A 15,728-nucleotide genomic window follows, 5' to 3' on the forward strand; every position below is an offset into this window, starting at 1 on the left:
ATGGTCATCCTTGGAGTCCGGAGCGAACGAAGGCGGAGATGATGGAGCGCTGTGCGACGAGGTAGAGCAGGAGTGGTGGGAGCAGTGTCAGCAGGGTGGTGGCCATGAGCTCGCCCCACAGTTGTGCTCCTTCGAGATCCGACGCCATGAACTGCAGGCCGATGGGCAGCGTGCGGGTGTCGATGTCGGTGAGCACAGTGAGCGGCCACAGGTAGGCGTTCCAGCCGGAGACGAAGTAGATGACGGTCACGACGGCGATGGCCGGCCGGGTGATGGGCAGGATGATTCGCCACAGGGTGCTCCAGCTGCCGGCTCCGTCGAGGTGGGCGGCCTGAACGAGGTCGATGGGGATCTGCAACATCGCCTGGCGCAGGAGGAAGATCCCGAAGCCGCAGAACGCGAGGCTGGGCACGATGACGCCTTGCGGTGTGTTCACCCAGCCGAGGTGGGAGATGGTGACGAAGTTCGGGACGAGTGTGACGATGCTCGGCGCGATCATCGTGCCGATGACCAGCAGGAACAGGAGCCGCTTGGCCGGGAGGGTGAAGAACGCGAAGCCGTGGGCGAATCCCTCCTCGGACACGCCCAAACCCCCGCCTTGGTCAACATCTACTCTGACCAGGCGCGGGGTTGGTTCATAAGTCAGTCGTAGGCGAGGGCGTCGTAGATTTCGACGCGTTCCTCGGCCGTGGCGCCGCCGAGGGCCTTCGTGATTCCACGAGCTGATCGACAAATGTCGCGATGTCGGCCTCGGTCACATCTTGGAGTTTGCTCGTAGCTTCGTCGCATTTCAGCGTGCGCTGGTCGATCTAGCGGTCCAGGTCGCTGATGCGTTCTCGCAGGTCCGTCACTCGGGAGTTGTGGGTTTCGGCGTCCTGCTGCCCGCTGGTGTGAAGCGTCCCGGGTTCTCTGCCGCTCTTGTGCGGGTTGCGGCTCTTGGTTGAGCAGCGTAGCGCCCCGCCACCTTGCAGCAGCGACGCACCTTCACCACCGCACGTTGGTCTTCTCGAACACGCTCTCAGTCCGGAACGCGAGGGCTACGTGCGGACACAGGTCGCGCACCGATTAGGTTCTCGCGTCGCGCCCGTCGGTACGTGTGACATCGACTCACGGGAGGCTGACGCCATGCGGAAACTGACCTTTGGCATGAATGTGACCCTGGACGGCTACATCGCCGCGCCCGGCGACGACCTCGGCTGGAGTGGGGGTGAGGGACCGGACTCGTCGCCGAGCGACGAGCTGTTCCAGTGGTGGTCCGACCGGGTGGCGGCGACGGGCCTGGCGCTGTATGGGCGCAAACTGTGGGAGACGATGAGTTCCCACTGGCCGACCGCCGACCAGCAGCCCGGCGCCACACCGGCGGAGATCGAGTTCGCCGGCCGCTGGCGGGACATGCCGAAGGTGGTGTTCTCCTCGACGATCGACAAGGTCGACTGGGACACCCGTCTGGTCGCCGGCGACGCGGTCGCCGAGATCACCAGGCTCAAGGCCGAGGACGCCGGCCCGATGGACATCGGCGGCGCGACGCTCGCCGGGGCGGCGATGCGGGCCGGGCTGATCGACGAGTATGTGCTGGTCACCGTGCCGGTCTTGGTGGGCGGCGGCACGCCGTTCTTCACCGCGCTGGACAGCTGGGTGAACCTGAGCCTGGTGGAGACGCGGACATTTTCCGGCGGCGTGGTGCTGACCCGATACGAGACGAGGCGCTGAGCACGGGCCAGACGAGTGCTCGTTCCGCGGTGATTTCGGTGACGGCGGCCCGTGCGCTGGACTCGTCGACGATGGGGACATGTGTGATCACAGTGTCGGGGGCAGGTCCAGCCATGGTTTGTCGGTGGCGTCGAATCCGGTGAGCTCGGCGATCTTCCCGTCGGCGATGTGCAGGACCGCGATGGCGAATAGCCGGTACTCCGGGTCGTCGGGGGTGCGCAGGTACAGCACGGCGGCAGGCATGCGGTTGACCGTCGTGGTGGTACCGCGCCAGTCGTCGTAGCCTCGCTGGAAGAGCCCACCGGAGACCCAGCCGTCCACCGCATCCTTGGCCGTCGTGGTCAAGGTGCCCGGCTCGGGCAGCATTGCGAAGCGCAGGTCGTCGCGCAGCAGGGACATCAGCCCGTCGAGGTCGTTGCGCTCATGGGCGTCGATGTAAGACTTGACCACGCCGCGCTCGTCGTTCGACAGCTCGGGGCTCCGCCAGTCGAGGCGGCGGTCGGGCAGCTGCTCGTGCATCGTCACGCGCGCCCGCTGCAGTGCGCTGGTCACCGATGCGACGGTCAGCTCGAGGGCGTCGGCGGCCTTCGACGCCGGCCAGCCGAGGACGTCGCGCAGGATGAACACCGCCCGCTGCCGCGGCGGCAGGTGCTGGACGGCGACGATGAACGCCAGCTCGATCGTCTCCCGCGCCACCACCGATTCCTGCGGGTCCTCGGGGAGCATCCGGTCGGGGTACGGCTGCAGGTAGAGCACCTCCGACAGCTCGGACGGCACGGGTGTGCGGTTGTTGCGCTTCTCCAGGAAGTCGAGGCAGGCGTTCGTCGCGATGCGGTACAGCCACGTACGCAGCGCAGCGTGGCCCTTGAACGACTCCCGCTTGTTCCACGCTCGCAGGAACGTCTCCTGCGTCATGTCCTGGGCGTCCTCGTAGTTCGCGAGCATCCGGTAGCAGTGCACCTGCAGCTCACGCCGGTGGCGCTCCGTGATGAGCGCGAACCGCGCCGTATCGCCTGAGCGAACCGCCGCGATGAACGTGGCCTCGTCGGCGCCCAGGGGTCTAGCGTCGGTCATGGTCATCAATCCTTCCACCGGTGCGAGAGGGCTACCAGAACTGACGACGTGGCGGAGGACTTCTGATCGGTGAAGGCCGCTCGATCCCGGCGTTGTCGACCCGATGTCGATCGGGCCGAGCGCGTCGACGGCGGAGACGACGGCGTTCGCGACGTTCTGGCTGTCGGTTACGTCGCAGAGCGCGACGTGCGTCTTCCGCTCAGCGGTGGCCCGACCGATGCAGCTGCCGGCTCCCGTGATGAACACGGTCTTGTCGGTGAAGTCGAAGGTGATGGGCATGAGGTGCTTCTTTCGTTCTGCTTCGGTGGTGATCGCGCGACCGGGCCGTTCGCCAGGGCGTGAGCGCCCGAGCCCGGCGAGATCGGCTACTACGCCTCGGGCGCTTGCCTGGTCCTCTACTACGCCAGCCTGGGCCGGTGGCCGGGACTGGTCCGTGTAGGCCGCTTCGACTACCCGTTGGACGAGTTGCGGTCACTGCCCGACGGCACGCGCATCCGCATCGCCGCGGGCTAGGCCTTCCCGCCCCTCGTCGCGGGCCGCATAGCGTGAATGACGTGAACGGCACCGCCGCGTCGACCTGACCAGGCTCGGTCACCCGCCGAGCTGACCGAGGTGGGCATCACCGCCCGCGGCTACGCGGCGAACGTCCGCGACCCCCAGGCACTGCGCGCAGCCCTCGACGCCGCTGCCGAGGATCTCGGCTTTATCGAGGTGCTCCAGTACGGCCCGGTCCCTGCCGCGAGCTCATGAAGCCGGTACTCGAGGCTGCGGCTGCGGACCTCGTGGGCCCGAGGCCTGCGACATCGCGCGCGTCGTCCTCGCACCTCGAGGGCGCTCTCGCGTCAGGTATGGCGCCGGTTGCGCGTCGGGCCGGTGCTGCCGCGGACGATGAACTCGACGGGTGGCAGGTGGACGGGGGGCGGTTGTTTCCCTTCGACCAGTGCGACGAGGGTCTGCGCGGCGGCGGTGCCCCACGCGACGACGTTCTGCCGGACCGTGGTGAGGGGCGGTACCGCGTACGCTGCGAGCGGGATGTCGTCGAACCCGACGATGGACAGGTCGTCCGGCACTCGGATCCCACGGTCGGTTGCGGCGGAAATGCCGGCGATGGCCATGAGGTCGTTGCCGTAGACGATGGCGCTCGGTGGCTCGGGCAGATCGAGGAGCTCGTGCGTCGCCCGGGCACCGGACGCCCCGGTGAAGTCCGCGGTCACGACCGTCCCGGCGGGCAGGCCGAGTGCGACGAGCGTCTCCTGCCACGCGCGGAGACGTGCCGCGGTGTGCACGTAGCCGGGGGCGCCCGTGACGTGGGCGATGCGCCGGTGCCCCAGCGAGTTCAGATGGTGGACCGCGCGCCGGACGCCGGCGTCGTCGTTCATCCCGATTGCGACGCCGCCACCCGGATCCGCACCCTCGGGCGCGACGACGACGGTGCTCAGGCCGAGCTCGTGGGCGTCCTGCGGCCGGGTGTCCCCCACCCGCACGTCGGTGAGGAACACGCCGTCGACGCGGGACTCGCGGGCGAACCGCTGATAGGCGGCTCGCTCGGACTGCTCATCCCCGACGACCTGCAGGACCAGCGAGTAGTCCTGGGTGGACAGGCCGATCTCGACGCCCGCCACGAACTGAGGGAAGAAGGGATCGGTACTGAGCAGCTCGGGGTTGCGCCGGATGACGAGACCGACCGCCTGGGTGCGGCTGCGCGACAGGGCGCGGGCGCGGGCGCTCGGCTGCCACCCGAGTTCGTTCGCGGCGCGGAGGATGCGTTTCCGGGTCGACGTGCTGACGCCGGGGCGGTCGTTGAAGACGAAGGACACCGCGCTCTTGGAGACGCCGGCACGGGCCGCGACGTCCCCGATCGTCACGTGCTTGCGAGGGTTCGGCTCGACGTCTGCAGCCCCGGGGGGCGAGGGCTCCATGGCGTTCACGGCAGAAGGATAGCGCATGGTTTACCAATTGTTTAGTGCTGGCGATCCAGCATCCAGGCGGACTTTGGACCTCGATGGACGGTCCCGTCAGCAGCGTTCCTGCTGATCTTGGGCCCTTTCAGCCTGAGCGAGGCGGCAGCACCCGGGGAGGATTACGGCCATGAATCCGTCATCTTGACGACCCTTCTATAAACCGGTTTAATCGCCGATGTCGACGACGGAGTAGCGACCAGAGGGCCGGTGCGGCCTGGATGAGGAGAGAGCGCGATGAGGCGTAGGGCACGAATGATGGCGCTTGCAGCGGTCTCGGCGGTGGCGCTGCCGCTCGCCGGGTGCGGGTCCGAGGGCCCTGACGAAGCGAGCGGCGACTCCACGGAGCTCACGAGCGGACCGATCGAGATCTGGTACTCGACCAACGAGCAGGAGATCGCCTGGGGGGACCAGGTCGTCGAGGCGTGGAACGCCGAGCACCCGGACGAACAGGTGACGGCACAGCCCATCCCGGCCGGAAGCTCGTCCGAGGACGTCATCGCGGCATCGATCACGGCGGGCAACGCGCCGTGCCTCGTCTTCAACACCGCACCCGCGGCCGTCCCCATGTTCCAGCGGCAGGGCGGACTGGTGAACCTCTCGACGACGTTCGAGGACGGCGAGGAGTACATCACGTCGCGTTCCGGGACGGCGGCGGACGGCTTCCGCAGCGCGGACGGTGACCTCTACCAGCTGCCCTGGAAGACGAACCCGTTCATGCTCTACTACAACAAGGACGTCTTCGCCAACGCCGGACTCGACCCCGAGAACCCGCAGCTCGAGACGTACGACGACGTGCTCGCTGCCGCGAAGGCGATCAAGGACTCCGGCTCCGCGGACGTCGTGATCTACCCGCCCGCCACCGCGGACTACACGAACGTCAACTTCGACTTCTACCCGTTCTTCCTCGCCAACTCGGACGGCACTCAGCTCATCGAGGACGGTCACGCCACCATCGCCAGTGAGCAGGGCATGCAGACGCTCCAGTTCTGGCAGACCCTGTACGCCGAGGGGTACTCGTCCGCCGAGGCATACAGCGGCGACATGTGGGCGGGGCCGTTCGCCGACGGTGTCGCGGCGATGGGCGTCGCCGGGCCGTGGGGCAAGGGCCAGTTCGACGGCAAGGTCGACTACGGCGTCGTGCCGCTCCCGACGGCCGACGGCAAGGCAGCCGACACGACGTCGACGTTCGCCGATTCCAAGAATGTCAGCCTGTTCACGGCATGCACGAACCAGCAGACGGCCTGGGATTTCCTGAAGTTCGCGACGAACGACGCGAACGACCTCGCGCTGCTCGAGATCACGGGACAGTTCCCGACGCGCACCGATGTGCCGGAGCTCGCGGCCGACTTCCTCGCCGAGAACGAGTTCTTCCAGCCGTTCGCCGCGTCGGTCCCGCTCGCCGTCGACGTGCCGACCGTGGACGGTCTCGCCGAGAAGATGCAGGTGTTCCGCGACGCGTGGACCGGCGCCGTACAGTCCGGTGACGGTGACCTGACGAGCACGTTCGAGGACGCGGCGGCCAGCATCGACGGAATCTCGGGCTGACGAGGGCTGACGAGGTAGCACCATGTCCACCCTCCGAGACGCGGTGCCGGGCGCGGACCGCAGCGCCCGGCACCGCGACCCCAACGCCCGCAGGCCCGGCACCCGTCGCCGCAGCCGGCGCGTCGAGCGACTGCTCGGTGAGCACCCGCTGGGGCTGCTCCTCAGCAGCCCCTATGTGGCGTACGTCCTCGTCGTCTTCCTGATCCCCTTCGGGTTCGGGGTGTGGATGGCGTTCCACGACTTCTTCTTCACCGCTCCCGGCGTCCAGGTGCCGCATCCCTTCGTCGGGTTCGACAACTTCGGGCAGGTGCTCGGTGACCCGGCGGTCCGGCAGGCATTCGGGAATCTGCTGGTCTTCCTGGTGATCAACGTCCCGCTGACCGTCGTGCTGGCGCTGCTGTTCGCCTCGGGTCTCGATGCCGTCGTCCACTGGAAGGGGTTCTTCCGCGTCTCCTACTACATCCCGTACGTCACGGCCTCGGTTGCCACGCTCACGGTGTGGATCTTCATGTTCAACGGCAACGGGGTGGTCAACAGGGTGCTCGGCGACCTGGCGCCGGACCCGACGTGGCTGGCGAACCAGAACCTCATCATGCCGCTCATCGCGGTCTACGTGACCTGGAAGAACCTGGGGTTCTACGTGCTCCTCTACCTGGCGGCGCTGCAGAACGTCCCTGCCGAGTTGCACGAGGCCGCTCAGATGGACGGCGCCGGCAAGTGGCAGAGGTTCCGCGCGGTGACGCTGCCCGGCGTCCGCCCGGTCACGTCGCTCGTCGTCCTGCTCACGATCATCATGACCGGCCAGATCTTCACCGAGCCGTACCTGCTCACCGGGGGCGGGCCGGACGGTGCGTCGATGACCCCTGCCCTGTTGATGTACCAGAAGGGCATCCAGCAGGGGCAACCCGATGTCGCGGCGGCGATCGGACTGCTCCTCGTGCTCGCCGTGATGATCCTGTCGCTCGCCTCGCGGCGCCTCACCGAGAGGAAGGGCTGACATGCCGAGCACCGCCAACCGCGCCACCGGCCTGCCCTCCGTCCTGCGGTTCGCCGTCCTGTTCGTCGGCGCGCTGGTCGCGCTGGTGCCGTTCTACTACATGGTCATCGGCTCGCTGCAGCGGGAACGAGACACCAGCCTCGGCGGCCTCCTGCCGCTGCCGGGCAACCTGACGTTCGACAACTTCGTCGGGGTCAACGAGTCCATCAACCTGCTCCGGGCACTGCTCAACTCGCTGATCATGACGGCCGGCGTCGTGGGCTGCACTCTCGTCCTGGGCCTGCTCGTGGGCTATGCGCTCGCCGTGTTGTCCTTCCGCGGCCAGGGCCTCGTCTTCGCGCTCGTCCTGCTGGTCCAGGCGATCCCGTTCCAGCTGCTCATGGTCCCGCTGTACGTCATGGTCGTGCGCTACTTCAACCTGGCTGACAGCTACGCCGGGATGATCCTGCCCTTCGCGGTCAACTCGGTCGCCGTCCTGATCTTCCGGCAGTACTTCCTCCAGATCCCGCGGGACGTGTTCGACGCGGCCCGCATCGACGGGGCGAGCGAGGTGCGGATCCTCAGATCGATCGCGGCGCCGCTCGTGCGTCCGGCGATCCTCACGGCGATGCTCGTGACGTTCATCGGTCCGTGGAACGAGTTCCTGTGGCCCTTCCTCGTCACGAAGGACGCCTCCATGCAGCCGTTGGCCGTGAGTCTCGCCAACTTCTCGCAGGCGAACTCGACCTTCCAGGCCAACCCCATGGGCGCCGTCCTGGCTGGGGCGTGCGTCCTCGCGATCCCCGCCGTCGTCCTCTTCCTCATGTTCAAACGGCACTTCACGTCGGCGAACCTCGGATCGGCCATCAAGGGCTGAGCGCGGTTCTCTCCGTCACCCTCCACGACACCTCAAGGCTAGGCGATGACCCAGACGAACCAGATCAGGCACGTTTCGACCGTCCCCTATCGGCTACGCAGAGTCGGCACGATCATGAGCCCCGAGCCGGGCAACCCGCTCGAGGCGGAGGGCGTGCTGAACCCCGCGACGGCATGGGGGCCGGACGGCCGGCTCTACCTCTATCCCCGCCTGGTGGCGCAGGGGAATGTGTCGCGCATCGGTCGTGCCCGTGTCGTCGTTTCCGACGGTGTCCCTGTCGGGGTCGAGCGACTCGACGTCGTGCTGTCCCCCGACGAAGGATGGGAACACGGCCGGTTCAACGCCGGGGTGGAGGATCCGCGGATCACCTTCGTCGAGCCCCTGGGTCTGCACGTCATGACCTACATCGCCTACGGCGCGCTCGGCCCGAGGCCAGCGCTCGCGGTGTCGTCGGACACGGTGACGTGGCGCCGGCTGGGGCCGCTCCGCTTCGCCTACCAGCCCGAGCTGGACACGGATCTCAACCTGTTCCCGAACAAGGACATCGTGTTCTTCCCCGACGCGGTCCCGGGACCGGACGGACGGCCGGCGCTTGCCCTCCTGCACCGCCCGATGTGGGACCTGGACTGGTTGCGCCCCGGCGAAGGCGCTGCGACACCTGCCGGGATCGAGGACGCCCGTCCCTCGATCTGGATCGGCTACGTCAACCTTGACGAGGCATCGCGCGACACCGCCGCGCTCACGTACGTGCAGGCGTCGGCGCTGCTCGCCGCACCTGAGATGCCGTTCGAGGAGTCCAAGATCGGTGGCGGGCCGGCACCGGTGCGGGTGCCGGAAGGGTGGCTCGTGATCCATCACGGGGTCACCGGAGCGAACGTCAAGGGTTTCGAGCTGGCGCACGGAGCCTGCTACACCGCGGGGGCGATGCTGCTCGACCCCACCGACCCGGGCCGGGTGCTGGCGCGTACGCCCGAACCCCTCCTCGTTCCCGAGACCGAGGAAGAGTTGCAGGGGACGCTGGGCAACGTCGTCTTCCCGACGGCGATCGAGAAGATCGACGGCCGCAGCTTCGTCTTCTACGGCATGGCGGACTCGAAGATCGGTGTCGCCGAGCTCGAGCGTTCAGATGGCTGACGTCCCGACGGCCGAGGCGGCGCTCGACCGTGTCGTCAAGGCGTACGACGTCCGCGGGCTGGTCCCCGACGAGCTGGGTCCCGACATCGCGCGCGCTCTCGGCTCGGCCTTCGTCGACGCGGTGGTGGCCCCTGCCGCCTCTCCGGCGCCGCCGCGGGTGGTCGTCGCGCGGGACATGCGCGACAGCGGCCCGGAGCTGGTCGATGCGTTCGTGTGCGGTGCGACGGCGGCGGGTGCGGACGTGCTGGACGCGGGGGAATGCTCGACCGACGAGTTGTACTTCGCGTCGGGGCTGCACGACGCCGCCGGTGCGATGTTCACCGCGAGCCACAACCCGGCACGGTACAACGGCGTGAAGCTGTGCCTGCCCGGTGCCCGGCCGGTGGGTCAGGACACCGGGCTGCGTGCTGTGCGCGAACGCGCCGTCGAGCTGCTCGTCGACCCTGGGACGCCGGCCGGGCGGACCGGAACGCTCGAGCGCATCGATGTGCTGGGTGCCTACGCGACCCGGTTGCGCTCGCTGGTGGACCTCTCGTCCGTGCGCCGGCTGCGCGTGGCGGTCGACGCAGGGAACGGCATGGCGGGCCTGACGGTCCCAGCGGTGCTGGGCAGCCAGGGCGGGCTCGACCCGCTCCCGCTGGAGATCGTCCCGCTCTACTTCGAGCTCGATGGTACGTTCCCGCACCACGAGGCCAACCCGATCGATCCGGCGAACACGGCCGACCTGCAGGAGGCGGTGCTGCGCCATCGCGCCGACCTCGGTCTCGCGTTCGACGGCGACGCCGACCGCTGCTTCGTCGTCGACGAGCGCGGTGAACGCGTCGATCCGTCCACGGTGACCGCGCTCGTCGGACTGCGGGAGGCGGCGCGCGAACGCGCAGCCGGTCGTCGGCCGATCGTGCTGCACAACGCCGTCACGTCGCGCGCGGTCACCGAGATCTTCGGCATGAACGGGGTGCGCACCGTACGCACGCGCGTGGGTCACTCGTTCATCAAGGCGGAGATGGCCGACCGAGGCGCGGTGTTCGGCGGAGAGCACAGCGGACACTTCTACTTCCGCGACTTCTTCGGGGCGGACTCGGGTCTGCTCGCGGCGATGCACGTCCTGGCAGCCCTCGGCGAGCAGCCGGAGTCGTTGTCCTGGCTCGTCGCCGGCCTCGACCCCTACGTGCGCTCCGGCGAGGTCAACGTGGTGGTGGACGACGTCGCGGCCGCGCAGGAACGCGTGGTCGCGGCACTGACCGAGCGCGCAACTCCCGAGGTGGACCGGCTCGACGGTCTGACGGTGTCGCGGTGGCGCGACGAGCGCTGGTGGTTGAACCTGCGGCCCTCCAACACCGAACCGCTGCTGCGCCTGAACGTGGAGGCGGCGGACGGGGCGGTCATGCGTCGCGTTCGTGACCACGTCCTGGCGGTCCTGAGCGCGCCGCCCGCCGACGTCGGAACGGCGGTGGTAGCCAGCGTCTGAGCAGCCCGACACCGACGCCCGCCGAGGCCACCGGCCCGACAGCACCGCCCACGAGAGGACTTTCGATGTCGAGAGCACGGTCCGCCGCTCGCACCGGGTGGCATCCACGCATGACCGGCGCCGGTGCGCTGGTCCGTCCCGATCAGCGAAGGAGCTGAACATGAGACGCATCAGAGCACTGATCGCGGTCGCCCTGAGCCTGGTACTCGCCGGCGCCGGGCTCGTTACGCTGCCGGCATCAGCCGCACCTGGAGCGGACGACGTCAACACGATCGTCTCGCGTCTGCAGGAGTACTACCTGGGGCAGGGCGACGAGATCATCATCGCCAACGGGATCTATCTGGCGCGCACGTCGGAAGCGCTCGAGTACGTCGCGTCGCAGGAGGACGACGGCTCGTGGGCCGACGTGGACTACGCCGACCGGACGAGCTCGGCCAACGGGGCGGTGTGGTCGGCGTACATCGCGCTCTACCGGATGCTCGCGCTGGCGCACGCCTACCGTGACCCGTCGGCCGCGGGCTACGAGAATCCTGACGTCCTGGCTGCTCTCGAGCGCGCGCTCGAGTACTGGGACGTCGCCGACCCGGGGAACACGAACTGGTGGGAGACGGAGATCGGCGAGTCGCTCGCGATGGGACGCATCTCCGTTTTCGTCGGTGACGTCCTCAGCGAGAACGCGCGTGAGGTCGCCCTGAAGCACAACACCGGCAAGCTCGACCCGGTTGGCGCGAACGGCTCTTGGCGCACGACCAACTACCTCTTCGAGGCGATCGCCACCGGGAATGTCGAGAACATCACCGCCGGGTTCGACACGATGGTCGAGACGGTCACCGTCGACGCGTCCGGCGCGGTGCGTGAGGCGGTCCAGCCCGACGGCAGCTTCTGGGCGCACGGCGCCCAGCTGTACAGCGAGGGCTACGGCATGGTCCTGTTCACCTACGTCGCCCTCTGGGCCGACGTTGCGCGCGGAACCGGCTTCGCCTTCAGCCGCGACCACCTGGACACGATCGCCTTCTACATCGTGAACGGCACCCGATGGATGATCCGCGGCGAGATCGGCATGCTCTACCTCAACTACCGGCCACCGAAGACCATCGACGGCGTCACGAGCCACAGCTCGGAGTTCATCGAGCCGCTGAACCGGATGGTGCGCGCCGATCCGCTGTACGCCAGTGCCTACCGCGCCCTCGTCGACAGCATCTACGGCGCCACCCGGTCCAACGGACTGACCGGCAACAAGTACTTCTGGCGCTCCGAATTCTCCTCCCACCTGCGCGACGACTACGGGATCTTCACCCGGCTGAACTCCAGCAGGACCGTCGGCAGTGAGTACCGCTCCACCTTCCGGCCCGAGGTCGGGAACGAGATCGTCTGGAACAGCGCCGGCGCCACCGCGATCCAGGTCAACAACCGCGAGTACCTGGACCTGGGGCCCGCGTTCGACTGGTTCCACTACCCGGGAGTGACCGCGCCGTACGTCAAGGAGCAGACCCGGGGCTCGACGGGTAACGGGGGCAGCTTCACCGGAGGCGTCTCCGACGGCACCTACGGCGCCAGCGTCTACACCCTCGATCGCGCCGCGACGAAGGGGAACAAGAGCTACTACTACTTCGACGACGAGATGGTCGCGCTCGGCGCAGGTATCACGTCCACGTCCGACGCGGCCGTCCACACGACCGTCAACCAGGCCGCCGCGAAGGACAACGCCTCGGTCGACGGCACGCCCGTGCCGGCCGGGACCGACTCCGACGCCGTCGACGGCCCGTCCTGGGCCCACAACGACGAGGTCGGTTACGTCTTCCCGTCGGATCAGCGCGTGCTCGTGTCGAACAAGACGCAGACGGGCAACTGGCTCGATCAGGACCCGGCGAACCGAGACGCCTTCACGCTGTACTTCGACCACGGGGTCGAACCGAGCGACGCCGGCTACGAGTACGTGGTGCTCCCGGGGAAGGACGCCGACGAGGTCGAGGCGTATGCCGCCGACCCCGCGGTCGAGGTGCTGCGCAACGACGGCGAGATCCAGGCGGTCCGGCACGCCGGGCTGGAGCGGACCATGGCGACCTTCTACCAGGCAGGACAGCTCGACCTGGGGGAATCGCGGACGCTCGAGGTGAGCCAGCCCGCCATCGTGATCCTCGACGAGTCCGGTGACGAGCCCGTCGTGAGCGTGGCCAGCCCCAGCCAGCCGGGCCTGGTGGTGCACGTGGCCCTCGAAAGTACCGACGAGGCGGCACGTGGCGTCTTCGCGCTCGGTTCCGGCGCGGACCTCGGCAGGACCGTCACCGCCGAGCTGGTGCCGAGCGGGCCGGGCGAACGATCGGCCTACACGGCGAGCGGCTTCGAGGAGGGCGGCGAGCCCGAACTCGCCGGCGACGGGGACGACGCGACCGCCTGGCGCTCCGGGGCGGACGGGACGGCCTGGCTGATGAAGGAGCTCGAGCCCGGGTCCTTCCTCACCGGTGTCACGGTCTCGTGGGGTGACCAGGTGGCGAAGCGCTACCTGCTGCAGACCTCCCTGGACGGTGAGGTGTGGACCGACCAGCAGTTCACCCAGGACGGGACCGGGGGGAGCATCGACCTCGAGATCGCGCCGACACCGGCCACCTTCGTCCGAGTGCTGATGGTCGAGAGCACAGGCGGGGACGGGTACTCCGTCCGGGAGCTCGCGACGGAGGCGAGCGTCAACCGTGCACTCGCCGCGCCGGTGACGGCGTCCGGCTCGTCGGGTGGGAGGCCCGGCGCGGTAACCGACGGCAGCATGGAGACCCGGTGGAGCGCGAATTCCTCCGATACCGCCTGGGTCCAGGTCGACCTGGGGTCGGTCCAGCCGATCCGCACCGTCCGGCTGTGGTGGGAGGCGTCCTACGCCAAGCAGTACGTCATCCAGGTGTCCGACGACGGCCGGACGTGGCGGGACGCCTATGCCACGAGCGGTTCCGGGTCCGACGGCGGGATCGACCTCGTCGAGGTCGACGAGACAGCGCGATACGTGCGCATGCAGACCGTCGCACGCAGTAGTACACAGTGGGGCGTGTCGCTCTGGGAGCTGGAGGTGTTCGACGACGACAGGATCACCGACGCACCGCCCGCCGAGGGCGGCCGGGAGAACCTCGCGCTTCACCAGCCGATCAGCGCCGACTCGGAGTACAACGCCACGTTGGCGGTGACGAACGCGAACGACGGCAATCCGACCACGCGCTGGGCTTCGCAGCGGCAGTCGGCCCCGTACACAATCGAGCGCTGGCTCCAGGTCGACCTCGGGGAGATCCGATCGGTCAACCAGGCCGTCGTGACCTGGGAAGCGGCAACGTCGAACGATTACCGGATCGAGGGGTCGGTCGACGGCGAGAACTGGACCGAGCTGGCTCGCGTGCGGAAGTCGTCCGACGATCTGCGCAATGTCGTGGACCTGGACCAGGCGGACGTCCGGTACGTGCGGGTGATCGGTCTACCGGCCACACAGTATGGCCTGTCGATCTTCGAGTTCGAGGTCTACGGCGGGTACACCCTGCGCTGTGACGCCTCGCCGCTGCGGGTGGAACCGGACAGCACAGCCGTCGCCACGGCCTTCATCTCGCCTCGCGATCCGGACGACGAGGTCCGAGTCGTCTCGCTGGACGAGGACGTCGTCGCGATCTCCGGCACCCCGCGGGTGGACGATGCCGGCCGGATCGACGTCGATCTCGCGACGGGGGAGTCGGGCACCACCTCGCTCCTCTTCACGCACGCCAACGGTGACGAGCACCTCCTGTGCCCGGTGACCTTCACAGTCACCACGGCCGAGCTGGAGCGTCTGATCGAGCGTGCCAACGCGCTGGAGAGTCTGAAGTACACGCCGTCCAGTTGGAGCCCGCTGCTGCCGGCGCTCGAGGCAGCCAAAGCGACGCTTCGCTCGGCGGAGGCGACGCAGGCCGAAGTCGACGAGCGTGCCGCCGCCCTCACTGAGGCGATGGCAGGTCTCGTCGAACAGGAAGTGGACACGACTGCTCCCACCATCACCGTGAAGGATGAATCACGCGGGCGAGACGGCGTCTACAGCGAGGTGAGCTTCAAGCTGTACGACGAAGGGCTGATCGACAAGGCGGTGCTGAACGGTGTCGTCAAGGACCTGACCGACGACACATGGTCGGACCTGAACGGCGTCAAGCCCGGCGTCTTCGGCGCCGTAGAAGGGGCGAACACCCTCGAGGTGTACGACCGGGCGGGCAACCGCGCCGTTCTCGAGTTCGTCCTGGACACGGAGACGCCGACCGTGACCATCAAGGACGGTGACCGCTACACGATCGGCACCGAAGCGGGCTACGAGAAGGTCTCGTTCACGTTCTACGACGCCGGCAAGGTCGACAAGTTCGTGCTGAACGGTAGGGCCAGGGACCTGACGGACGCCGTGGGGTCGGACCTCGACCACATCCGCCCTGGCGTGCGAGGAGCGGTGCTGGGCAACAACGTCCTCGAGGTGTACGACGTCGCAGGAAACGTGACCACCATCGAGTTCACGTTGGTCAGGAAGCGCTGAAGCCAGCGCAGGTCTCGCAGCGCCGCGAGGCGTGACGCAACACCGGACGGCGGGCCCCCGCGAGATCGTGGGAGCCCGCCGTCGATCGGTGGCACTCGTCGAGGGCGACCCTTGGTCTCGATCCTCGTCGGTGAGTTCGTTCCTGACATCCTCGATGAGGGTGGTGACACCGCGCGCTGGCCAGCGCTTTGCATATCCTGACTCGGAATCCGGCCCACCTGCTCGGACAGCAGCATGCAGGTCGGACCTGGGGAACCGCGCAGGGAATGTGGAGGAGCGACGATGACGTCACCGCCGGCCACCGCCGCGCAGATCACCCGGGTACGCGATCTGCTGGTGTTCGACGACTCGGGGGTGCGCCTGGTCGTGGCCTGCGACTCGGTGGGCGGCATCGGGCCGAAACCGGCGGACACCGTTCCGGTCGATGCCACCTGCACCGGGTATTTCGCCGCCCGCGTGCCGCT

At 68.3% G+C, this 15,728-nt stretch carries 11 protein-coding genes and 2 pseudogenes; 10 read left to right on the forward strand and 3 right to left on the reverse strand.

Going from position 1 to position 15,728, the window contains the following annotated elements:
* Positions 1–4 precede the first annotated feature (4 nt).
* Positions 5–583 carry a carbohydrate ABC transporter permease gene (locus JIAGA_RS31210; protein WP_051426312.1) on the reverse strand — a complete coding sequence of 193 codons (579 nt, stop codon included), beginning with the start codon at positions 581–583 and terminating at the stop codon, positions 5–7.
* Positions 584–1,125: 542 nt separating this feature from the next.
* Between JIAGA_RS31210 and JIAGA_RS0120345 the strand changes: the two genes are divergently transcribed.
* On the forward strand, positions 1,126–1,710 hold the full coding sequence (locus JIAGA_RS0120345) for a dihydrofolate reductase family protein (protein ID WP_026877081.1): 585 nt from the start codon (positions 1,126–1,128) through the stop codon (positions 1,708–1,710).
* An 87-nt stretch (positions 1,711–1,797) separates the two neighbouring features.
* Here JIAGA_RS0120345 and JIAGA_RS0120350 read toward each other — a convergent pair whose 3' ends face one another.
* A complete protein-coding gene (locus JIAGA_RS0120350; RefSeq protein ID WP_026877082.1) occupies positions 1,798–2,784 on the reverse strand; it encodes an RNA polymerase subunit sigma-70 in 987 nt (328 codons plus the stop codon).
* A gap of 69 nt (positions 2,785–2,853) precedes the next feature.
* On the opposite strand from JIAGA_RS0120350, the gene JIAGA_RS35370 reads away from it, so the two are divergent.
* The 3 genes and pseudogenes from JIAGA_RS35370 to JIAGA_RS34015 all read left to right on the forward strand — a co-directional run.
* Positions 2,854–3,126 (forward strand): hypothetical protein, encoded by a 273-nt coding sequence (locus tag JIAGA_RS35370; RefSeq protein WP_211239744.1) that lies wholly within the window; start codon positions 2,854–2,856, stop codon positions 3,124–3,126.
* Positions 3,127–3,141: 15 nt separating this feature from the next.
* Positions 3,142–3,297: pseudogene (locus tag JIAGA_RS36205) on the forward strand (cyclophilin-like fold protein); the annotation flags it as partial.
* Positions 3,298–3,381: 84 nt separating this feature from the next.
* Positions 3,382–3,575: pseudogene (locus tag JIAGA_RS34015) on the forward strand (SDR family NAD(P)-dependent oxidoreductase); the annotation flags it as partial.
* A 51-nt stretch (positions 3,576–3,626) separates the two neighbouring features.
* Here JIAGA_RS34015 and JIAGA_RS0120360 read toward each other — a convergent pair.
* On the reverse strand, positions 3,627–4,703 hold the full coding sequence (locus JIAGA_RS0120360) for a LacI family DNA-binding transcriptional regulator (protein WP_051426313.1): 1,077 nt from the start codon (positions 4,701–4,703) through the stop codon (positions 3,627–3,629).
* A gap of 294 nt (positions 4,704–4,997) precedes the next feature.
* Between JIAGA_RS0120360 and JIAGA_RS0120365 the strand changes: the two genes are divergently transcribed.
* The 6 genes from JIAGA_RS0120365 to JIAGA_RS34020 all read left to right on the forward strand — a co-directional run bounded on the left by JIAGA_RS0120365 (position 4,998) and on the right by JIAGA_RS34020 (position 15,264).
* Positions 4,998–6,290: an ABC transporter substrate-binding protein gene (locus tag JIAGA_RS0120365; RefSeq protein ID WP_026877084.1), complete on the forward strand. Its 1,293-nt coding sequence runs from the start codon at positions 4,998–5,000 to the stop codon at positions 6,288–6,290.
* A gap of 22 nt (positions 6,291–6,312) precedes the next feature.
* The gene (locus JIAGA_RS0120370; protein ID WP_051426314.1) at positions 6,313–7,287 is read left to right on the forward strand and encodes a carbohydrate ABC transporter permease; all 975 of its coding nucleotides are present in this window, start codon (positions 6,313–6,315) and stop codon (positions 7,285–7,287) included.
* A gap of 1 nt (position 7,288) precedes the next feature.
* Positions 7,289–8,143: a carbohydrate ABC transporter permease gene (locus tag JIAGA_RS0120375; protein WP_051426315.1), complete on the forward strand. Its 855-nt coding sequence runs from the start codon at positions 7,289–7,291 to the stop codon at positions 8,141–8,143.
* Positions 8,144–8,257: 114 nt separating this feature from the next.
* Complete coding sequence (locus JIAGA_RS0120380) at positions 8,258–9,277, forward strand: glycoside hydrolase family 130 protein (protein ID WP_211239747.1); 1,020 nt, start codon at positions 8,258–8,260, stop codon at positions 9,275–9,277.
* The gene (locus JIAGA_RS31215) at positions 9,270–10,745 is read left to right on the forward strand and encodes a phosphomannomutase/phosphoglucomutase (RefSeq protein WP_051426316.1); all 1,476 of its coding nucleotides are present in this window, start codon (positions 9,270–9,272) and stop codon (positions 10,743–10,745) included. Before JIAGA_RS0120380 ends, JIAGA_RS31215 begins: the two co-directional genes overlap by 8 nt.
* A 160-nt stretch (positions 10,746–10,905) precedes the next feature.
* The gene (locus JIAGA_RS34020; RefSeq protein WP_084469845.1) at positions 10,906–15,264 is read left to right on the forward strand and encodes a discoidin domain-containing protein; all 4,359 of its coding nucleotides are present in this window, start codon (positions 10,906–10,908) and stop codon (positions 15,262–15,264) included.
* Positions 15,265–15,728 lie beyond the last annotated feature (464 nt).

Source organism: Jiangella gansuensis DSM 44835 (genome assembly GCF_000515395.1).
GTDB lineage: Bacteria > Actinomycetota > Actinomycetes > Jiangellales > Jiangellaceae > Jiangella > Jiangella gansuensis.